Raw genomic sequence first — 22,493 nt, 5'->3', positions numbered from 1 at the left:
ATTATTACTTATCTATTTTTTAACTGTGTATTTTACCTTTTTAGTTACTGCCTTATAAGCACTGTCACCGGCAAATTTAACTGTTGCAGTAAATTTACCTTTTTTGGTGATTTTTACTTTAATTGTAGCTACACCTTTTTTGTTTGTTTTAGCTTTGAAAGTTTTCTTATTTACTTTAATAGTTATAACTTTTCCAGCAACTGCTTTTCCACTGGATTTTAAAGTAACTTTAATCTTTTTAGCTTTTTTAACTTTTAATGTAGCTTTTTTAGCAGTAAGGGTGGTTGCTTTTTTAGCTGGAGCAGGAGTTGGAGCAGGAGCAGGTTTTGCATTTACGGTAATTTTTGCACTACCAGTGGATGGTTTAAAGTCATCATCTCCCATGAAGAAAATGGCAGCGTAGTAAGTATTTGCATTATCAAATGTAACATTTAATGTAGCGCTACCGTTAGCATTGGTGATGAGATTTTTAGTTTCACCATTAATGAAAACGGATAAAGTTTTATTAGCTAAACCGTTTCCTTTAGCATCTTTTAATGCAATTGTTAAAGTTCCTGACTCGCCAACAGTATAATTCACATCTGCAGTTTCAATAGTTGTGTCAGCAGATATTGTAGGTTGAATCACCGCTTCATTAGCATTGATTAAAACATCACCAGACATGGTTTCTACAATGAAACCTGTTGCACCATCTAAAGTGTTATCCTTAACAACTAAAGGAGCGAAGGTATTTAATTTGTCACCGTCTCTAATTAAGACATGGAATAATGTTACGTTAGAAACATCAGCATCTTTTTTGATGACGTTACCGGTTACATTGATATTACCTAATGAGGATGGGAAACCGTGAGCTTCATTACCTTGTTCAGCAGCAATAGCAATGGTATTGTTAAGTACCTCAAATTTATTGTCCACGATTGAAATATCATTGGAAGCCTTTTGAATACTGATTATAGGTAATAATTTCCATTCAACATTTCCTTCTTTGAAGTAACCGCAGTCACGGAAAGTGTTGTTTCTGATAATGGAATTTTTGGTAGCATCTCCACCAAAGTACATAGAATAAGTGTTTCCGATGAAAACATTGTTTTCCACAATGTTTGAACCACTTCCCTGTGCAATGGATACGCCGTCAAGAATCTTACCTTGGAATGTATTGCCTCTAACGGTAATATGGTTAGATTGTCCGTAAATGTTGAATGATTTGGAACCGGTCTCTACATTTACAGTAGGATCGTTAGCAATAAGAGTAGTATATCCGCCTATAATATTGTTGTTTTCAAGAACAACTCCAGTTGATCTTTGAACAATTGCTGCACTGTTGAAATCATAGAATCTGCAACTGGTCAATAATCCTCCGGTTACACTTGCAAATCTTGTAGCAGCACCATAGACAGTTCCATTATATGTGTAATTGTTTTTTGGGTGTGTGTCATAAAAGTCGAATTCACGAACTGTTACATTGGAACCGCTGATTTCAAAGATAGCATTTCCTTTACCTGCACTATTAGCGCCGTGACCTTTGATGGTGGTGTAGTGTTGGAAGACTCCATTTTTATCAGCGAATGTTTTACCTTTAATGATAATATTACTGTTTCTGATAAATATGGTTTCATTTCCAAAGTCATAAGTTTCAAAATTAGCTAAATCAACAACATCTCCAGGATTTACAGCAGCATCAACAGCAGCTTGAACTGCAGCGGCAGTGTTTGCTGTAGGGAAATATGTATTGATATTTTCAAAAGTGACTTCATCTCCTCTTAAAACAATAGCTCCTAAATCTTTAATTTCAACTTGATATCCGTCCATTCCGGATAATAATGTATTTCCTTCAATTTTTACAGGAGCAAAAATGTGCAGTTTGTTGTCATTTCTCACTAAGATGTGGAACAGAACAACACTGGATTCGTTGACATCTTCGACATATTTAGTTACATTGTTGCCTGTTACATTAATGTTACCTAATGAGGATGGGAAACCGTGAGCTTCATTACCTTGTTCAGCAGCAATAGCTATAGTGTCATTGATTACTTCAAATTTATTGTCTACGATTGAAATATCATTGGAAGCCTTTTGAATACTGATTATAGGTAATTCTTTCCATTCAACTTCTCCTTCTTTGAAGTAACCGCAGTTACGGAAGGTGTTGTTTCTGATTACAGATTTTTTGGTAGCATCTCCACCGAAGTAGATACCATAAGTGTTGCCGATGAAAACATTGTTTTCCACAATGTTTGCACCACTACCTTGTGCAATGGATACACCGTCAAGAAGCTGACCTTCAAAGGTATTGCCCCTAACAGTGATTCCACTGGATTGTCCGTAAATGTTGAATGATTTGGAACCGGTTTCAGTATTTACGGTAGGATCGTTAGCAATAAGAGTAGTATATCCACCTGTAATATTGTTGTTTTCAAGAACAACACCGGTTGATCTTTGAACAATAGCTGCATTGTTGAACTTCTCAAAGGTACAACCAGACAATAATCCTCCAGTTGCACCCTGGAACTGCACTGCAGCACCATAGACAGTTCCACCATAAGTGAAATTATTCTTTGAGTGTGTGTCAATGAACTTGATTCCCTGTATGGTGACATTTGAAGCGGAAATCATAATTAATGCATTTCCTTTACCTTGAGCGTTAGCGCCGTGACCTTTGATAATGGTATTTCCATCACCTTTTAAAACAATGTTGGAATTGGCGATAGTTACAGAACTATTGCCGAAATCATATTCAGCGTAATTACTTAAATCTACTGTATCTCCAGAGTTTGTAGCTGAATTAATTGCATTTTGCACTGCCTCGGATGTATTAGCAGCAGGCTGATAGTTTTGTGCTGAAATAACATCTGCATCATCAGTCACTTCAATAGTGTCATCTGTGTCTTGTGAAACTGCAACAACATCAGTTGCATCTTCAGCAGAAACTGAAGCCACAGATAATGCAATCAAAACAACCAAAAGAAAAGATACAAAAATCTTTTTATTATCCATGAATTTTCTCTCCCTAATTAATTTATAAAATTTTTTCACTAATATTGATAGTTAAAAATAAACGAAATCGATGATTGATTACCTTATTATCCATATTAGTGTTATTATTTATAATCGACATTTAATATAAATATTATTATTCATCGATAAATTTAAAAAAATATTAAAAGGATTATTTTATAATTTAATATACTATAACATGTTAAAACAATACAAAAATCTTTAAAAATTTTTATAATAATAAATTAACTGAATTGAAATAAATTAATAAAAAATAAATGAATTAAAATCATTATTTTATAAATGAATTTAATTTCACTTCGATGATATAAAAAAATAAGATAAATTTTATTAAAAAATCCAAAAAATTAAATATATTATTGAATAATATTAATTAATATATATTTTATAATTGAAAATAATTAAATAAATAATAATATTAATTGAATATAAAAATAAATACGATGCGAAAAAAATTATATATTAATAAGATATATAAATTCTATTAATTAACGAATTGAAATAAAGGAGGTGAAAACATAAAAAGAAACCATATGTTCATTTTTACTATCATGTTTTTGATTTTGATTTCAATGCCCCTGATATCAGCCAGTGAAAATGTAACCCAAAAGGCGGATTCGGCAAATCCCGATAGGATTGCACATATTGAGCAAGCAGATCTTACCGACAAGTCAGCAGATTTAAAAAATGAAATAGATTCTGCGAAAAACGGTGATGAACTCCTGATTGATCCTGGAACATACAAGATTCACAATATCACAATTGATAAAAATCTCACCCTCCAGGGCAACGGAAACGCCCGAAACATAATTATTGATGGTGAAAAAAAATCCAGCATCTTTCTTATAGGCAATCCGGATGTACATGTGACATTTAAAAATATTACATTCATAAACGGATTGACACATGATTTTGGAGGAGCCATCTCAATAAAGACCGGAAATGTTTATGTGGATGAATGTATTTTTGCAAACAACACCGCTTTAAGCGATACAAATGCCGGAGCAATATCAAACTATGGAACTAAAGAGAATAAGGCATATCTTTATGTAAATAATTCCTTATTTATCAATAACCATGCAGATCATGATGGCGGAGCAGTTACAACATGTTATGCCAATTCCGACATTTACAATTGTGTCTTTATCAATAATTCCGCCTGCCGTGACGGTGGTGCAATAAGGGTGAGTGTTTTTGGATATGGCAATGTTCAGGATTGCATTTTCATGTTCAATCATGCTGATGAATGGGGTGGAGCCTATTACAGCTGGTCTGGCGAGTCCAATATTGAAAGATGCATTTTCATGAACAATACTGCCGGAACCAATGGTGGAGCAGTAATGGTTTCAGGAAACATCAATCTTCAGGACTCAATCATCGCGAACAATAATGGTGGTGAAACCGGAGGTTCATTTTACATTCAAAATCCGATGTATGATACCAAAACAGTCATGAATGTCCACAATAATCTGATAACCAATAACTCTTCACCATACGGCAAGGAAATTTATATCCATTGGGAAAGAGAGTATGCATATAATCTCTACACACAGTTTGACGATAATGACTGGGGAGATGAAAACCCTAATGATTCATCCCTAATCGATCCGGACGGCATAACTCCTAGAAGCAAAGTTTCCAGAACCATCAAATCCGATTTGTTTGAAAGATTGAATTTGAATCTATTGGATAAATACAGCGATTTGCTTAAAGGATATTTCCCTGAAAACTCACTTAATAATCTTAAGGAACAGTTTAAAAGTCCTAATGCAAATAACGGTCAAAGCAGCAATAGCAATGCAAATAAAGTTTCAAATGATTATAAAACCGCAAAACCAGAAAATATAGTTAAATCAAATGCAGATACTAAAAATGATGAGGCGAATACTCCTCCTTCAAAAACCGAGTCCAAAACAACTGTCACCACTTCAAATGACCAACTGACTCTTGGAAACTCCACATCACATGGTGAAGACAAAAAAGCCTATGAGCTAAATGAAACCGGTGGTTCAGTAGCAAAACAGATTAGTTCAAATATCCCATATCTGATTGCGCTTACAGCAATAGTATTGATTTTATTAGCCATAGGATACAAAAGAAACAGAAGATTAGAGTAAATAGCCAAGCTATTTACTTATTCACTATTTTTTTATTCAAGTCACGTGCGACAAGATAATAATAGATGTAAAAGCCGCACCATGAAACAGCCGCAAATATGCATGCTATGATTATCCATTCAATGATTATTCCGATTCCCAAGTTAACCGGCATCCACTGAAGATAAACGGCAACTGCAAACAGAATCGCCATTCCTATACCCATTTGGAATGCAATCTGAAGAGGAAATGCAATATCTTCCCTTTCATAAATCAATCCTGTCAGGGAAAATCCCCAACCGACAACAATTGATCCTAAAAATGCATTTATAATTGTCATACCATCAAATTGAATATTTTGAGGGCCTCTTTCCAAAGACATGAAAACCATCACAAGCATTACAATAAAACATCCTACAAAAGCGCCCATTGCCAATCTTTTAATCAAATCCACTTTCATATTTTCACCTATAAATCCAAAGCCTGTTTGAAGTCAGGCAAATATTTTCTTGAGATATTGTCCTTTAAACCGTTTTTCAATTCTATAAACATCATCCCCCTAAGTGAAGGGGCAACACGTTCAATCCTTTTAAGATTAACGACAGTAGTTTTAGAGATTCTGACAAAATCGCTGCTTAATGTCTCTTCAACCTGATATAACGGTTTTTTAATCAGATACTCATTATTTTCAGTGTACACCTTAACCTGCTTGTCTTCAACCCTGAACATGAATATTTCATCCATCTGCAGAAGTGCAATGTCAGATCCTTTCTTTACTGCAACCATATCAGATGATTCATCGCTTTCCAAAATTGATATCGCTTTTGTAACATTATCCGTTAGCTCATTCGTATGAATATCTGCATGGGGCTCTTCAATATCTCTTGAAACAAATAGATTTACCTTCATATTTATGCCTTCAATTTTTCCATTTCCTCTCTGATTTTGCGTTCTCTGTAATCGTCACTGAACCGATCGACAAATACAAATGCTATCAAGAAGTCTTTCAACACGCCTATTCCCCAGAAAAAGAGAGGGAACATTACCCACCAAAATTCAGGTGTGAAAAACCAATTAATAACTGCCAAAAATGCATTGACTATAATGTATGCTTGCAAGTTCCTATAAAATTTTATTTTTTTCTCCACTCGATCTTCAGCTATTTTGTATAAATTATCAGACATCTTATTCACCCATTTTTGAAAGTTCCTTTTCTATCATTTCTTCACGATGGTCTTTAATGGAATAGGCTTTGAAAAACTTATCCAAGACATCAAATCCCCAGAAAAACATTACAATGAACAATAGCCAAAAACTTTTCATGAATAACAGGCAAATAATTGCTATTATTACATTTACAATAATATATTTATATAGATTTTCTTGAAATTCGATTTTTGCATCCACTCTTCTTTCAGCTCTCTGCCTTAAATTCATTTTTTCACCTATCAACCATTCGATAATATAACTTGGTAAAAGTCTATATAAATGGCTATTTGGCGATGTTTCCAAGATGCAAAAATTGGCCAGTGAAATGCAAAAAATAAGAATTGAAATTGGCAGCTATAATACAGCCACCAGATAATATAAAATTGAAGTTACTGCAGGAACTGTCAGGTTGTCAATTCCACCGTAACTGAATGCCTCACATATTGTTGCCACAGCCGAAATCAGCAATATGTTGACCAGATTGAATTCAGGCATAGTGCAACCGATTGATGTGAAAACCATCCAGACAAATACACTCATGACAGAGGTAATGACAAACATGGTAAGTGATCCTTCAAGAGATTTTGTGCCTCCAAATATTGTGTATTTGACTTTTCCGAATTTTTGACCGATCAATGCTGCAAATCCGTCACCATAAACCATAGGAACGATAGCCAGTGCTACAATCCATATGAAGAATTTAGGGTCGTTTGCAGGAGCGATTGTTGTAAATACTGCAATCAATACTGTCCAAATCAGTGCATAGAAAAACAATCCCAGTGCATGACCTGATTCGGTTACGCTGTTTTCTATCTTGACTGGTGAGTATTCGGTTAAAAAGAACAGTCCTATTGTGATAGGCAGTGTTAAAAACCAGACCATTACCCATGGATCTGAGAAAAACGGCATGGCAAATATCATGTTACCTACCATGATGTGGAGAAACTTACGTGAAACTTCAGGCCTTGTCTTTAAAACCATTTCAGCTACAACGAAAATGACTGCCACATAAACATATACTATGATTAATGCAATTATGTCTGTGAATATCATTCGTCATCATACTCCCCGTATTCACAGCCAGCGTTTTCTATCTTAACATGGTCAATTAATGTTCCGTCCTTTTTGTATAGCTTGATTTCACCGTATCCGCTTCCACCATTCCATAGGCGGTTGTGCCTTTTTTTACCGTCTGGTGATTCATAGTTGAAAAGCATCATTTCATCACGCTTACAGTAAAGCACCAGTTCCATTCTTGAGTTTCTGTTGCTTGCATTGACATGCCATGTGTGAACGTCTTCCCCTTCCTGGAAATCAAAGTCTATCTTTACCATATTCCAGAATCTGGCGAAGTTGTATTCATACATTGTTCCTTCATAGTAAAATCCGATTAGGAGTTTACGAGGAAGTTCAATACCAAATGCCTTTGGCCTTCCGCCTCCTGCTTCAAAAGCAGAGTTATTCAGTTTTTTACCACTGATGAGGCTTGTTATATTGCATGAGGAAATCCAAAGCCAAGGTGAGGTAAAGTTTCCTCCCCAGTTCTTATCGGCATATCCATAGGACTTTTCAGGAATCACTTCATATTCCTCACCATCCAGCCAGACGGTTCCGCTGTATTGGGTCTTGATTCCTTCCGCATGCCAGAACATTTCAAATGAATTCAGTTTTCTGAATAATGAGCTTGCACCATAACCCACATTGAATGTGATTTGTTTGTCAATATCCAAATCCCACATCATGTCTCCTGCATCAGACATGTATTCTGGGTGATTTTTGGCATCCTCTTCAGACACCCTTGAAAATCCGCTCATATGTGTTTCCGTCAAACTGCAGTCCCCAACCTGTATGTTCAGCTCATCATCAGGGCAGTTGAAGTATTTCATTGAATAAAAATTATGAATCTGCTTTGGATCTTTACCATACGCTCCAGCCTTAATCATACAATATGATGGTTGTTTTCCTGCTTTTTGGTTTTCAGGGTCTTGACCAAGGACAGGCTCTTCTTCAGCCAATGCTGGGTTGCATGTAAAGTATTCGATGAAAAATGGTCTTGCCTCACCGGTTTTTTTATTGTAACCCGTGAATGAATGCCACCACCAATCATAACCTTTTTTGGCAAGTGGGCCTTTAAGCATAAAATAATTTCTTTTCAAATCGCTTTTATTCATATTACTCCTCCAAAGGTAAGATAATATGATATTTATTTAAAATCTTTTAAATAATTTTTTATAAAACTAGAAAAAAATAGAAAAAAGAGATGAAAATTATAATTTGGATTTCATTTCGCGTATATCTTCACGATAATACAATCCTATTGTCAAAATTATTAACAATATTATAAATGAAATTCCAGAAACTTTAAAAAATTCATCTTTATCAATTAAAATTTGTTTAACAACAGATCGGAGATATTAACTTGAGTCACGGGATTGGCCTGCATCGGATGCTCCGGTCTGTGAAGTGACTTGGAGACCTTCAGATTGTGAAACTTTTTAATAGCATATATTATTGCCATTTTTAATTTTAAATAATAATTTCAAAAAATAACAGACAATAAATAATTTATTATTAAAATGGTTAAAAAAAATAAAAATAAAAATGAATTCACATTAAATCGTGAATCTCATCCTTAATGTATAATACCACAATCACCGCCATAATGACGGCAAGAATTGACATCACAAGTGAAGTTTGCGCAAATGCAGATACTGAAATGGAGTTATGACCCACATTTCCCCCTGCAAACACAGCCATCAACACAACTGCAATCGCTGAACCGATTGCACCTATGATTTGCCTTACGGTGTTGTTGATTGCTGTTGCATCCTCAACATCACCTGAAACAACTGCAATTGTCCATGTAACTGCAGGCATCAATCCTAATCCCGCACCGATTGCACGAACAATTTGAGTTACGACCATATACTCCACGGATGTTGATCTTGTATATGTCATCATCACCAGATAACCTACAATGGAGAAGAGACATGATAAAAGCAATACCTTGCGAACACCGAACTTGTTGGCCATAACTGGACCTATAAAGTTGAACACAATCATCACAAGGGTTGCCGGAAGCAGTATTATTCCTGCGGTTGTTGCATCATAATTTGCTATGCTTTGTGCAAACAGCGGCATGATAACATTCAAACCACACATGGTAAAGTATAAAATCGCTGAAAACAATGTTCCAAAGAAGAAATACTTATTTTTAAGGGCACGCAAGTCAAGCAATGGAGTTTCAATGCCGAACTGCCTTTTCGAAAACAGCACAAGAGACACAGTACCGATTACAATAGGCAATACCACCCAAACCAAGTCGAATCCGTTTTGGGCGACGTTTGAAAATCCAAACATTATGCCGACACATGCAAGCACAGAAAGTATAAGTGAAGTGATGTCCAGCGGGTAATGTCCTGTTTCAAATTCAAGTTTAACCACAACTGCTGCCACTAAAATCAATACTGCAATCATTATTGCAAATATCAGAAAGATTGACCTCCATCCGACGGAATCGATTATGAATCCTCCGGCTGTTGGAGCCAATGCAGGGGCAATTCCTATGATGAATCCGAAAAGTCCCATGTAGACCTGCCACTTTTCCTCAGGGATAACCTTGAACAATACGATTTGAGTAATTGGAAGCAATATTCCAGATCCACAGGCCTGAATCACTCTTGCCAGAATCAATACCTCAATGTTTGGGGCAAAATATGCCAAAACGGATCCTATTAAAAATAGAGCCAATGAAGCTATCAAAATCGTTTTCACTTTAAATCTACGGGTAAAAAATGCGGATAATGGTATCATAACACCCAACACAAGCAAGAATGAAGAATAAATCCATTGTGCTGTTGTCGAAGGAATATGGAAATCAGCCATTATCCCTGCAATAGCTGTTGTCACTACACTCTGGGCAGCGCTCAATATGGCCGCCGCAATAATGAAAATAATTAATGTTGACATTCCTCTGTCTATGTTTTCATTCATAATACACACTCTAGTAGTTCTAGAAATATATTAATCAAAAATATTATATAAATTTAATTTATAAAACATTTTAATATATCAGCAACATTATTATTGAACAATTAACTAAGCAAATCGAATTCAAATAGAAATAAGATGAAGTGAAATATATTTTACTGAAAAAACATTATTAAAAAAAAAGTGAATGGACATAAAAAAGTATATGTAAATGATTATTTAATTTTGTTTGAATTGATAATGTCCAAAAGACCCAACTCAAAAATCAATCTGCGCAAGTGCCTCTCAGAGTAAGTAACTCTAAATTCTCTTTGAATTTCATTTTTAATTTCAGAAACAGTTGACAACCCCTTTACAATAATGTTTTTCTTTAAAATTTCCAATTGATAATCTGACAATTTGGAAATCCTTCCAGATCCTTCCTTTCTAAACAGACCATCGAAGCCCTCATCATTCCAGGATTTCAACCATTTATAACCTGTTTGGGGAGTTTTTCCCCTACGTTCCATTGCAGATTTGACAGTTTCATCACAATACAACTCTTCTATAAATGTCACTTTCTCATATAACTCAACAAATTTCTGCAAATCACGTTTTACACGGCGAATTTGAGTTATTGGAATATCCTTGTTAACATAGGCCTGTCTGCTCATATTATAATTTAATGAAAAAATACTATAAAAATTTTATGTCAATACATAATCATCATCAAAACCGCCATATCCACATTCATGACAAAATGGCTCACAGGAATCAATCCAAAATCAATATATAGGGCAGTTCATTTTTTTACCACCCTAAAAATTGTCTTCCTCATCAATGCAGTAAACATCATACCCGCAATTTGGACAGTACTCTTCTCCTTCCTCTACCCATGCACCACATACCGGACATCTCATATTATCACCTTTTAAATATTAATCAAAACCAAACCAAACATGCAAACAATTATTCCAACAATCTGATTTATTGAAACGTTTTCCCTGTACAAAAAATATCCTACAAAGACCAGGACACATGCAAGACCAATGTTTGCAACAACTGAAGCGGAACTTACCGCCCAACCGGCACGATATACAAATACGTATCCGACTTCAAGCCCTACAATTGCCAACGCCAAAACGACAGATGTCCAGTTGATTTTAGACAGTCCTGCACCTATATTTGATGGTCCAACAGAATATACGAAAATCATTCCTGAAATCAATGCTGCAACCAAATAGGTAACCATCAATGCGCCAAACGGATTGACATCAGATGGCATCGATTTCATGCACACATTATAGAATGTATTCGCAAGTATTACAATCAAAATAGGCCAAATCAAATTCCACAAACTAATCACCGGATTTCCTATCACACGAATAACAGCACATCAGCATATTCTGATTACATATTTCTAAAAGAAATGATAAAATATTTTCCATTTTGAAACATTGCTTTAGAAAAAAATGAAAAACTCATCATACCCTTCCGATTGACTGGTGAGTATTTTGAGCAACCCAATTTTTGCCCATGCTTGTATAGTAACAGCTAATGCTGTTTATCATTGAATCTGACAATTTATAATTCAGCTTGACAATCAGGCTTTCATCAATGTTGGAGAATTTCTTTTTCATATAGCTGACCTTTACCCATCCTGTCGGAATATTGTCATAAGTGCCATAGGAATTGCTTACCAAAACCTTCTTGCCGTTCTTGCTGATGTCCAAAATACTTACGTAATGATTGTATGCATGGAAAATCAAAGCTGCACCACCCTTTTTGACTTCATTCAATGCCTTTCCAAATGAGGATTTGTAGAAATATGTGGCAACGAAATTATTCTTCTTCAATGCCTTGATCATGGCATCGCAGCTGGTTCCGTAACGGTCGGTTTTTGATAGCTTTGCAAGGTACCTTTCACAGACATAATTTTTCAGGACCTGACTGCACATGCTGCATGATGTCGGACCACAGGTATGGCCGTTATTCTGAGCATCCCTCACCAGAGGATATTTATACGACTTGCCCTTAAGTGAAACTGATATCTTGCCAGGCCAATATCCCTGCTTGTTCTTCTTGACCATTTTGGCATTGATTGCCCTTTCGATGACATTCCATTTTTCACGTTTGATTATATGGTATAGCTTAGGATGAGACTTTGTTTTAAAGAACGTATATTTAGTCAACTTATTAAATAAAAACAGACAATAGCTATCCCTTTTCAAGACTTCACGATACTGTGATTTCTTGATGGTGTATTTGGCATTTCCATCACCCATCACATAATTTCCTGGCATGAGGTCAATGTCAGGTTTTCCATTCTTATATGTAATGTTTTCCTTTAAAGGGTCCTTTACATTGCCTTCGTAACATTTGAGATACTTGGCTGAGTAATATTTGCCATATTTGGCCTTGACTGTATAATGACCTTCCTTAACCATCGGTTTGAAGACCGCAATGCCCTCGGAACTGGTTTTAAGAGCGAATTTCTTACCTCCAACATACACGGTCACCCTTTTTTTGGACAATGCCTTGCCGGAAGATTTCAGGTAAACCCTTATGAAACCGTTTGTGAGAAATTTGGAATTGCCTATATTAATTGAAAGTGATTTTTTTATCACATAAACGTTGAATTTTTTAGAAGAAGACTTGAACTGATTGTCACCGCCAAAACTAGCTTTAACTGAATTTTTAGACTTTGAAGATTTGATTTTTACTGAAACCTTTCCGTTTGAATTTGTTTTTCTGGTATATTTTTTGCCGTTGACTTTTATGGTTACCTTTTTGCCTGAAACCGGATTGCCGTTACTGTCAGTTAAAGTTAAATACAAATAACTGTTCTTCAAGATAAAATTGGCAGATTCGGTGAACTTGGTATTCATTTTTGATACCGCAATGTTGAATGACTTTGAGACACTGTTATACTCATCATCACCATTGAAAACCACATCCAATCTATAAGTCTTTGCAGGCAGGTCAATGTTTATTTTCGAATAGCCTTCCATGTTGGTTTTAAGTGAATATTGCTTATTGTTAAGAATTGCAGTAAATTCTTTTGATTTCAAAGGACTTCCGGTTGAATTTTTAAGATAGATTTCCAATGTGTCCCTGCTTTTGACATTATCGGAACTGATTGTGATTGAAGGAGTGGTCTTTTCAACACTAACCTCATCATCAGAACCGTTGCCATCATTTAAAACAGCAGTTTCATCTTCCAATTCAATTGCACTCTCATTATTCAATTCCAAATCATCTGTTGAGTTTAAGTCTTTGGCAGATGCAGCTGCAATATTAAAGCATATGAAAACCAGTAATATTAAAAAAAGCATCCTTTTACTTAGCATAAATTCACCTAGCTATAATGAATTTTGTATAAGTGAATATAAATAATTAATGAAAATTAGAAAAAACCATTTCGTAGGATTAAAATGGTAAAAAAGAGTTTATAGAACTCTGCTGATTTGTGAATGTTTTCCCAGTGCCACAAAACCAGTCATGAGTTCTTTCAAGGCCCACACATAATGATACCTTAGGATGAAGTTTTAAATTACATTTCTGTATTTTTCCAGGAACTTCCGGGCCGAATGCTTAAAGAATCTTGCGTTTACGATGTTGTCATATAAGTTATGAAAGTGGTTAGTGTAAGGTTCTCTTGGACAAATTCCTTTTAAAGATATTCCATTCGTAAGCTGATGAGAGATATGATAATTTACTGCGCCAAAATCTGCAAATTTATGAACCAAGTTATTTTCAGCACAGCCTGCCACAACGGTACATGGATTGTCCCGATACTCATTAATTCGCACAGGATTATCACAATCATTTATTTTTTGGCACGTCCGACTCTGCGAGCAATCACCATTTCACCAACGGAAATCAGACCTGCAAAGAATTTTTCTAATCCTCCAGTTGCCCAGATGGCTTCTCCAAAAGTGGAATTCATGATGTTGGATTCATATTCCTCGGCAGAAATCTTTTTACCGGTGGTCTTTTTAGATACCAGAGCAGAAGCAGCCATCAACTCTTCCCATGTCACTCCATGAAGCTGATTTTGCATCGCCTTGTATAACTTTACAACCTTGATGTCATAAAGGTTTGATAAAAGCTCCACAATGTCACATGCGCGAACCATACCTATCACTTGATTGTCATCATTCACGACAGGAACGGTTACAAACTTGTTGTTGGCAGTCAAAATTACCGCCTTTCTTGCAGGATCATCTTCATGAACTGATGCGACTTCCTCACAACTGCTCATTATTTCTGAAATCTTTTCATTACCTTCCCTTAAACCTTTTGTAATATCAAACGCTGTAATCCATCCGATCAATTGTTTTTTATCATTTACAACAGGACATGTAAAACGTCTGACATTTTCCATAGCTTTTGAAGCGTCAATAACGCTGTCATCAGCATTCAAATATACAAAGTCTTTATCCATTAATTCTTTAGCTTTCATAAACAGCCTCCATTTATTCAATTTCTACTCGTTTCAATGCTCCTACAGGACAATGATTTGTACATTCTGTGCATCTTATACACTTATCATTGTCAAGAACAACTTCACCATCCACTAACTCTATAGCACCTGTTGGACAGTTTTCTTCACATAAATAACAGTTTACGCAAGATTCATGGTTAATTTCAATCAATCTGGAGTGAATTATAGGTCCGATGTACCTATCCAGATTGACTGCAAAGTCATTTAGTGAGATTTCGCGACAGGCTCCACATCCAATACACATCTTTTCATTAATATATGGATATAATTCATCATCGATTAGCTCTATTCCCAAATCCATATCTAAATTCTCAAAGAATTCTTTAAATTCCATGGTAAATGCGTTTGTTGGACATAAGTTTGCACAATCATCCCAATTGTTATCCTCTACTGTATAATCAATTGAAATATCATTCATGCGAATTACTCTATGAGCACAACTGACATTAGACAAATTATATTCAATGACTTCCCGTTCGTCTTCATGGTCATAACTGATTGAATTGTCAATTAGCTTGATTGCTGAAACCGGACAGGTCTGAATACAGATTTCACATTTTACACACTTATCTGTTATCTTGGCCATTCTGAAAATATTAGCTGGTTCAATTGCATTAACCGGACATTCCCCAACGCAGGTATTGCACCTTACACATCTCGGTGAAACAGCAAATATTTCTTCATTTGTACTGAAATCATCCAGTTCAAATTGGAAGTCATCACCATCATCATCTAATTCAACAGATTTCAGAAGAACTTCACGTTCCAGGTCCTTTATCTGTTTTATAAAAGATACATTCATTTTAATACCAACTAAATAATTTATTTAATAAAATTTATATTTTAAAAAAATCCTCCAAATCCTTTAGGGTCGGAAATTTTTCCATTCCAAATCCTTCAATGGCTTTACTGGCCACCCAATTTCCGATTCGGCAGGATTTCTCCAGGTCATATCCCTTCAGATATGAATATAAAAATCCGCTATTGAAACTGTCTCCGGCTCCGGTGGTGTCTACAACATCACACCTGAACGGTTCGACCTCACATTCGGATGAGTTATTCATTGCAAACACTCCTTCTGCACCCTTTTTAACAACAACGGTTTCAATTCCCAAATCCAAAAATCCAATTGCCAGTTCCTTTAAAGGACTTTCATTATTATTACATAATAATCTTAATTCAGATTCGTTTATCAGAAATATATTGGTTCTCTCAAGTATAGGCCTTAGCTCATCAAATCCCTTCTGAACATAGAGCATTCCAGGATCAAAACTCAATACACACTGGTCATTAAGCTTTTCCAACAATTCTATTTGTGCATTGAATGAATCTCCAACAAATGATGTATAATGCATTATCTTGCATCTCATAATATTCAATGGATTTATTTCGCCAATTTTGATTTCATCATTGACCCCCGGGTCGATGTATAGGCATCTTTCGCCGTTCTCATCAACAAAGCCCAGACATTTTCCTGTTGAACCGGTTTCTGAATAGATTAGATTATTTGAATAAACTCCATTAACGGCCAGATGATACTCAATCAAATCACCGTCTTCGTCTTCAGCTATTTTTCCGATGATTGATGTGGAACAGCCTAAGCGAGACAATCCCACTATGGTATTTGCCGCTGACCCTCCAGGAGTGTCAGTTTCACTTTTGATGAAGCTTTCTTCATCCTTTGAGGCAATGTTTTCTACCGAATAGAGCTTGTCCACATTCAATGCTCCAAATCCTATAACCTCAGCATTCAAGTCATTGTCAAATATTTCCATTTTAAAACCTTACTTCAATATATCCAATAAATTTATATTCTTATCTCCAAGTTTGCCGTCAAAGTTACCTGCAGATATTCCAATTACTCCTTCAAACTTCAAGGCAGCATCAATTCCTGCCTTTACTGCATTATTCATTGATTCCCCATCGATTGCATTTATTACAACCTCTGGAATGTAATTAACCCCTTCAGGAACTTTAGATTCATCACCTAAACGTCCTTTAAGTGAAGGGCAATAAAAGTGATTTGTTGTCGGACCGATTTCAGGGAAATTTGTTTCAGGCTTTGAAGCCGCTGAACAGATATCGAATGGTGCGGTTGCACCTTCAACATTCATGATGGCCTCGATGATTGCATCTCCCGCATCTATGACCGCTTCAGGTGTTTCGCACAGATACCAGAAGTTTCCTCCCATGGTTCCGTCGTTTATTTTGAATTTCTCCTCAATCTGAAAATCAGGCACTGCAATAGGCACGTTTATCATTTTTCTTCCGTACTCTTCAACGATCCATTCGTATCCGTCACCGCAGTGACCTACAATGTCCATCATTTCAATATACTCATCGCCGTCCTTGTCTGAGTAGTCAAAAATACGTGTGAACGGCTTGACCAATACGTCCTGCCTCAATCTGTAAGAAAGCTCAAATGCGAACTTTTTCACATCATCTCCGCCTAACCAGTATTGCACAATTGCTCCGAATCTGTTATCCGGAGTTTGTGACTCATCCAAAAAGCCTTCTACTCCACCTTCAACCCTTCCGATTACTGCACTTGGAGTTGAAGTTGAATCGTATGCTGCCCTTTTTACAATAGCCTCATTAGGCCCTGTAATTAGAGCCCTTACATATTTGCCTTCGAAAGCTTCAAAGAATGTATCTTCCACTTTATCATAATCCATTTTTACACCTAACCTAATCCGCCTATATCCTGACCACGAATATTGTTTCTCATTTCCTTGCTGACTTTCAGTATATCTTCAAAGTTTTCCTCATTCACTGCCTGAATCAATGGATATTCACTGGCAAACACTGAGAAAAACCTGTTTCTGATTTTTTCGTCAATATTGTAGTCATCGAATAATTTTTCTAAATCTAGTGAAATATTATAATCTTCAATAAATTCTAAAACCTTTTGCCTATCATTTTCTGCATATACATTTGCAATTACAGCATTCGTTACTGCACTTGGTGATACAACAGCAATTTCAGCCACTTTCAAAGGATATTCATTGCCGTTGAATGATATGCTGATACCGTTGTTCTTGCGGGCAAATTCAAGGGGTTCGACATCGGTTATGCTGTCGCCGATGTATAGGATTTCCTCAATGTCAATGCCGTCCCTTTCAATGATTTTATCGATAGCAAGCTTTTTGCCTTGCCCCCCAACAACTTCTATATCTTTGATTTTATCATAAATTCCCATCTTGGCAATTTGGCCGAAAAAAATGTCGTCAAACAGCTCATAATCATCAGGATTATCTAAAATCAATTTCTTGAATTCCTTAACTTTTTGAATTTCTTCATCATTGAGTTGCAGGGAATCTATATCAACATCTGTATAAAATGTGTTTTCAAAAGGAACTTCCATATAATCAGAGACCGCTTCAATATATTGGCCGTAACTGGTGCTGACAATGTATGTATTCATGGCTTCCTTCAAGTATTCCAACAGGAATTTTGAATCGCTGACTGCATAGATATTGTTTTTTGAAAAATCAATGAAATCTGAATTTGTGAGCTTTTCAACTACAAAGAAAGGCAGAATCAACTTTAAGGTATTTCCCGCCTTATAATTTTCCTTTTTGACAATGTCAACCAAGTAATCATCATATAAGCTGAGAATCTTAAACAGTTCCCCACCGTCTTCAATGAATTTGGCTGATATCTCAAAAGCATTATCATTTAAGGTCAGCGGACCTTCACAATCTGTAATAAATGATTTTTCAAACATGATTCACCTGAAATTAACAATTCTAATCGCATCCAAAGGACAAATTGCCTCACAATTTCTACAGTAGATACATTTTTCACCATCAAATTCAATCTTATCGTCATCATTCAGTGTCAATGCTTCAACCGGACAGTTCTTGACACAGATTGCACATGCCTGACACTTGTCCTCTGAAAGTGAAAAGTCTCCAATCCTTTGCTTGTATAAAAATGACCTGGCATAATATAAATCCTGATCTTTGCTGTAGAAATAATCATCATAAGCGCCGATGGCATCAAATTGACAAGCTTCAACACATTTTCCACAGTATATACAGTTATCATTGATTTTTATTGGATTCGGACCGTTCTGTTCAATGGCATCCACAGGGCATACATTATAGCATTCACCGCAAGCAATGCACTTCTTCTCATAAACCTCAATGTTTCTGTCCATCAGATATGATCCGACCAGCTTTGTGAACTTGTCTATTTCAATGCTGGTGTTGAGACTGATTTTTAACTCCCTTTCCATCATGTCATTTACCTTGCATTCAATGAAATGCTCAAAGTTCTGGTCATTGAATTCCAAGGCGATTGTCTTACCCACCTTCTGGAGAACCTTGTTCAGACTTATCAAATCAAGGGACAATTTCTTAACGTCATAATCAATGATGCTGGATACAATATCATATGATTTTATTTCACTGTACATTTTATATGCCTTTTTACGTGAAGAATACCTGATTGCCCCTGAAGGACATGAATGCATACATTCCTCACATCTTGCACAGTATCCAGGATTGATATAAGGCAGCTTATTGGTTCTGCCTACGTTAATTGCACCCATTGACGGGCACACCCTTGTACATGTCATGCAGCCAATACATTTAGGCTGGTTGATGACAACTGCCTTTCCTCCCTTGACGGTTTTAGGAAGCAGCTCACCATACTTGATTGCATCTGTAGGACACACCCTAAAGCAGTATCCGCATCGAACACAAGTGTCCTTGTCTATTTCACTGTGAGGTTCATGGGTTCCGTCTGCAACAATATGAATAGACCCGTTTTTGCATGCCTGAACGCATGCTCCGCATGCCTTACAGAGCTTGGTGTTGATGTTCGGAACGTTTTCCTTTAAAGGAGGATCCATCTTGACATCAAGGGATATCGCATCATAAGGACAGGCGTTACGGCACAGCACACATCCAAAACAGGTGCTTTTCAATTTTATAAGGCCGTCTGTTTCATCCAAATAGACCGCATCGATAGGGCATGACTCAAGACATGGCTTATCCCTGCAATCTGCACATTTGGTCTGGTCAATGACGAAATCGACATCGACATGCCTTAATGGTCTTGGTGTTTTGGTAAAACTGTCAATCATAACACTCACTCCATAAAAATATCCTCATTCAGATTAGATGCCTTTACAGTAACATGAATGTTTTCACCGTCGTCCAGTGAGAACTTGGAAATGAAGTATTTGATTACTGAAAACGGACATGTCTGGTAACAAATACTGCATCTCAAGCATCTATCCTTATCTCTTACAATCGTATCCTCTTTCTCGTCAAATGAAATGCATCCTGTCGGACAGTCAGGAATACATAATTGGCATTTCTTACATTTTGATTTATCCCAATCGATGATTCTGACCTTAAGCCTGTTAACCGCATTGGTTATGATTTCCAGGGCCACCTCCTCATCGGGAATGATTTTCAATGCCTTGTCCCATATATCGGACAACGGCACGTCATACTGCAGTAGACCGTTCCTTTCAAGAGACCTTAAATCCTCTTCCTTGGAATTGATGTATTCCTCAAGATAATCGACACATAAAAGAATAAGGTCCTTTTGGTCCTGCAGGTTATCAACAAATACTGCCTTCATTGCCCCGCTGACCGGACAGACCTCTACACAATCCCCACAGGAGATGCACTTGAGCTGGTCCACAACAACCTTTCCGTCAATTTCGCTGATTGCATCAACAGGGCATTGCTTCAGGCACTTCTTACATTTGATACATAAATAATCATCAACAAGATATTGTCTTTTTGATGGAATAATATTGAATTCAGGCATTAGCAGGTGATTTTCACCGCATTCCAGTGTCTTTGGATCGGTTGGGCAAACTTCGGCACAAAAGCCGCAGCGTATGCATGCACCCAATTTGATTACAGGATATGTAAATCCTTCTCCACTTTCGGAATCCTCATCACGAATCAGCTTTATCGCATTCGGCGAAGGGCATGAAGACACACATGCTCCACATCCAATACAATATTCCTTGTTCACTGTTGGAAAATCCCTAAACCTGTCGGGCTTTTCAGATATGTCAGGTTCATTTTTTGCATTTGCAAATGCATCAGCCCATGCCTTTCGGGCAAAATCAAATATGTACCACATCAGAGATGACATCTATATCACCTCGTCCCATCTTTTTACAAGGGTTTTTCCGGCTTCATCGGTAATAGCCACCCTTTCGGCACATGCCACACAAGGGTCGCATGATGCATAGGTGGATACCGCATCCGCAACGGTCGGAACGTCACGAATCATGTATTTTGCACAGGAATCCATATTCGGAATACTTGGAGTCCTGATTGAAATGTTCTTTATCAGGTTTCCGTTGGTTTCAATCATGTATGTCACTTCACCACGGGGAGCCTCATTTCTACGCATTGCATAACCTGATTTGATTTCAGCAGGAGTACGGACTTCACCATCAGGTATGTTTTCAATAGCTTGCCTGACCAAGCTAATTGATTCTGGAATTTCGTCATATCTAGTTAATGTTCTTGCGTAATTGTCCCCTTCAGTTCTTCTTATGACCTTGAAATCAAAATAATCATCATATGTATAGTGACCTACACGGTAATCTTCCTTTACACCGGAAGCTCTTCCGATAGGGCCGACTGCCCTTCCCTTAATCGCCTCTTTTTTAGACATGTATCCTATGCCTTTGCATCTTAAAGCCAGTGCAGGACCTTCTGCAAACAATGAACGAACAATCTCAAAGCGTTCTTCAATTTTCTTCAGGTTTTCAAGTATCGGTTCGAAGTGGCGCTCATCTGCATCCATCTTAACGCCCCCAACAACATTCCAACCCATATTGACCCTGTTTCCGGTCAAGAGTTCAATTGAATCCATTGCATATTCCCTCAATTCCAACACGTGCATGAACAGGGTTTCGTGATCCATTGACTTGAAAAATGTGGAATTTGCAAGAAGATGACTTTGAATTCTGTCAAGCTCATTTGCTATAACCCTTAAGAATTGAGCCCTTGGAGGAACGTCAACATCAGAAATTGCTTCAATTGTTTCCGCAAACGTCTGTGTGTGTTCATATGAACAGATACCACATACACGTTCTGAAAGATAAATCCCTTTCTGCCAAGTTTTTCCTTCTATAATCTTTTCAATTCCCCTATGAACATAGCCATATTCAATTTCTGCCTTAACTACTCTTTCGCCTTCAGTTTGCAGTTTCAATCTGATAGGTTCCTTTAAAGCCGGGTGAATTGGACCAATAGGCACTATCATTTTTGTTCCCTCCCTCTGTCAGCAATAGCTTGAGGTCCGACAGCCAAAATCGCTTCCAATATTTCATTCGGTCTTGGCGGACATCCCGGAATTTCTGCTGCAACAGGGATGAAATTAGATGCAGGAGCATTTACATGACCTCCTTCCTGGGCAAATACATCCCCTGATATCGGGCAGTTTCCAACAGCTACAGCTATTTTTGGTTCAGGAGCCTTATCATAAATTCTTTTTAAATTGTCTTTCCATTGTTCGGTTACGGCACCGGTCAACAATAGAACATCAGCTTCACGAGGATTGTTGTGAACATAAATACCGAACTGCTCCAAATCATATCTTGGAGACAGAAGCGCAACACATTCCACATCACAGCCGTTGCATCCTCCGCAATTGACTATGCAGACATGAATTGAGCTTTTTCTCACAACATCCTTAATAGCATCCAACAT

Annotated in this window: 23 protein-coding genes; 1 reads left to right on the top strand and 22 read right to left on the bottom strand. The window is 36.8% G+C overall.

The features are described from left to right. Nucleotides 1-12: 12 nt before the first annotated feature. Nucleotides 13-2,994 carry a right-handed parallel beta-helix repeat-containing protein gene (locus tag QZ138_RS04805; RefSeq protein ID WP_292886871.1) on the bottom strand — a complete coding sequence of 994 codons (2,982 nt, stop codon included), beginning with the start codon at nt 2,992-2,994 and terminating at the stop codon, nt 13-15. Nucleotides 2,995-3,566: 572 nt separating this feature from the next. On the opposite strand from QZ138_RS04805, the gene QZ138_RS04800 reads away from it, so the two are divergent. Beyond that, complete coding sequence (locus QZ138_RS04800) at nt 3,567-5,132, top strand: hypothetical protein (RefSeq protein ID WP_292886868.1); 1,566 nt, start codon at nt 3,567-3,569, stop codon at nt 5,130-5,132. A 13-nt stretch (nt 5,133-5,145) separates the two neighbouring features. Here the strand turns inward: QZ138_RS04800 and QZ138_RS04795 are convergent, their stop codons facing one another. The 21 genes from QZ138_RS04795 to QZ138_RS04695 all read right to left on the bottom strand — a co-directional run bounded on the left by QZ138_RS04795 (nt 5,146) and on the right by QZ138_RS04695 (nt 22,493). After that, complete coding sequence (locus tag QZ138_RS04795) at nt 5,146-5,571, bottom strand: DUF3021 domain-containing protein (protein WP_292886865.1); 426 nt, start codon at nt 5,569-5,571, stop codon at nt 5,146-5,148. Nucleotides 5,572-5,579: 8 nt separating this feature from the next. After that, nucleotides 5,580-6,020: a LytTR family DNA-binding domain-containing protein gene (locus QZ138_RS04790; protein ID WP_292886862.1), complete on the bottom strand. Its 441-nt coding sequence runs from the start codon at nt 6,018-6,020 to the stop codon at nt 5,580-5,582. 2 nt (nt 6,021-6,022) lie between these two features. Then, the gene (locus QZ138_RS04785) at nt 6,023-6,295 is read right to left on the bottom strand and encodes a 2TM domain-containing protein (RefSeq protein WP_292886860.1); all 273 of its coding nucleotides are present in this window, start codon (nt 6,293-6,295) and stop codon (nt 6,023-6,025) included. A gap of 1 nt (nt 6,296) precedes the next feature. After that, entirely contained in the window at nt 6,297-6,548 is a 252-nt protein-coding gene (locus tag QZ138_RS04780) for a 2TM domain-containing protein (protein WP_292886858.1), read from the bottom strand. Between the two features lie 126 nt (nt 6,549-6,674). Further along, a complete protein-coding gene (locus tag QZ138_RS04775) occupies nt 6,675-7,373 on the bottom strand; it encodes a diacylglycerol/polyprenol kinase family protein (protein ID WP_292886856.1) in 699 nt (232 codons plus the stop codon). Beyond that, on the bottom strand, nt 7,370-8,458 hold the full coding sequence (locus tag QZ138_RS04770; RefSeq protein ID WP_292886853.1) for a tocopherol cyclase family protein: 1,089 nt from the start codon (nt 8,456-8,458) through the stop codon (nt 7,370-7,372). The genes QZ138_RS04775 and QZ138_RS04770 overlap by 4 nt, the downstream gene beginning before the upstream one ends. A gap of 469 nt (nt 8,459-8,927) precedes the next feature. Continuing rightward, a complete protein-coding gene (locus QZ138_RS04765) occupies nt 8,928-10,313 on the bottom strand; it encodes an MFS transporter (protein WP_292886851.1) in 1,386 nt (461 codons plus the stop codon). A gap of 212 nt (nt 10,314-10,525) precedes the next feature. Next, nucleotides 10,526-10,963 (bottom strand): helix-turn-helix domain-containing protein, encoded by a 438-nt coding sequence (locus QZ138_RS04760; RefSeq protein WP_292886848.1) that lies wholly within the window; start codon nt 10,961-10,963, stop codon nt 10,526-10,528. 144 nt (nt 10,964-11,107) lie between these two features. Further along, entirely contained in the window at nt 11,108-11,209 is a 102-nt protein-coding gene (locus QZ138_RS04755) for a zinc-ribbon domain-containing protein (protein WP_292603893.1), read from the bottom strand. A gap of 11 nt (nt 11,210-11,220) precedes the next feature. Beyond that, nucleotides 11,221-11,655, bottom strand: coding sequence for an EamA family transporter (locus tag QZ138_RS04750; RefSeq protein ID WP_292603891.1), 435 nt, complete (start codon nt 11,653-11,655; stop codon nt 11,221-11,223). 118 nt (nt 11,656-11,773) lie between these two features. Further along, nucleotides 11,774-13,639: an Ig-like domain-containing protein gene (locus QZ138_RS04745; RefSeq protein ID WP_292886845.1), complete on the bottom strand. Its 1,866-nt coding sequence runs from the start codon at nt 13,637-13,639 to the stop codon at nt 11,774-11,776. A 198-nt stretch (nt 13,640-13,837) separates the two neighbouring features. Continuing rightward, nucleotides 13,838-14,101, bottom strand: a complete 264-nt coding sequence (locus tag QZ138_RS04740) for a hypothetical protein (RefSeq protein ID WP_292886843.1) — start codon at nt 14,099-14,101, stop codon at nt 13,838-13,840. A 17-nt stretch (nt 14,102-14,118) separates the two neighbouring features. After that, a complete protein-coding gene (locus tag QZ138_RS04735) occupies nt 14,119-14,754 on the bottom strand; it encodes an HPP family protein (protein WP_292886841.1) in 636 nt (211 codons plus the stop codon). A 13-nt stretch (nt 14,755-14,767) separates the two neighbouring features. Continuing rightward, the gene (locus tag QZ138_RS04730; RefSeq protein WP_292886839.1) at nt 14,768-15,598 is read right to left on the bottom strand and encodes a 4Fe-4S binding protein; all 831 of its coding nucleotides are present in this window, start codon (nt 15,596-15,598) and stop codon (nt 14,768-14,770) included. Nucleotides 15,599-15,632: 34 nt separating this feature from the next. Further along, nucleotides 15,633-16,571: a carbohydrate kinase family protein gene (locus tag QZ138_RS04725; RefSeq protein ID WP_292886836.1), complete on the bottom strand. Its 939-nt coding sequence runs from the start codon at nt 16,569-16,571 to the stop codon at nt 15,633-15,635. Between the two features lie 9 nt (nt 16,572-16,580). Further along, on the bottom strand, nt 16,581-17,471 hold the full coding sequence (locus QZ138_RS04720) for a formylmethanofuran--tetrahydromethanopterin N-formyltransferase (RefSeq protein WP_292886833.1): 891 nt from the start codon (nt 17,469-17,471) through the stop codon (nt 16,581-16,583). Nucleotides 17,472-17,479: 8 nt separating this feature from the next. After that, nucleotides 17,480-18,523 carry a hypothetical protein gene (locus QZ138_RS04715; RefSeq protein WP_292886830.1) on the bottom strand — a complete coding sequence of 348 codons (1,044 nt, stop codon included), beginning with the start codon at nt 18,521-18,523 and terminating at the stop codon, nt 17,480-17,482. 3 nt (nt 18,524-18,526) lie between these two features. Further along, entirely contained in the window at nt 18,527-19,897 is a 1,371-nt protein-coding gene (locus tag QZ138_RS04710) for a 4Fe-4S binding protein (protein WP_342765667.1), read from the bottom strand. Further along, nucleotides 19,894-20,922: a 4Fe-4S binding protein gene (locus QZ138_RS04705; RefSeq protein WP_292886824.1), complete on the bottom strand. Its 1,029-nt coding sequence runs from the start codon at nt 20,920-20,922 to the stop codon at nt 19,894-19,896. The genes QZ138_RS04710 and QZ138_RS04705 overlap by 4 nt, the downstream gene beginning before the upstream one ends. After that, the gene (locus QZ138_RS04700) at nt 20,923-22,047 is read right to left on the bottom strand and encodes a nickel-dependent hydrogenase large subunit (RefSeq protein WP_292886819.1); all 1,125 of its coding nucleotides are present in this window, start codon (nt 22,045-22,047) and stop codon (nt 20,923-20,925) included. It abuts the gene before it with no gap. Further along, complete coding sequence (locus QZ138_RS04695; RefSeq protein ID WP_292886816.1) at nt 22,044-22,493, bottom strand: NADH-quinone oxidoreductase subunit B family protein; 450 nt, start codon at nt 22,491-22,493, stop codon at nt 22,044-22,046. The genes QZ138_RS04700 and QZ138_RS04695 overlap by 4 nt, the downstream gene beginning before the upstream one ends.

It is taken from the genome of Methanobrevibacter sp. UBA212, assembly GCF_905233225.1.
GTDB lineage: Archaea > Methanobacteriota > Methanobacteria > Methanobacteriales > Methanobacteriaceae > Methanocatella.
This window is presented reverse-complemented; position numbering and strand designations above follow the sequence as displayed.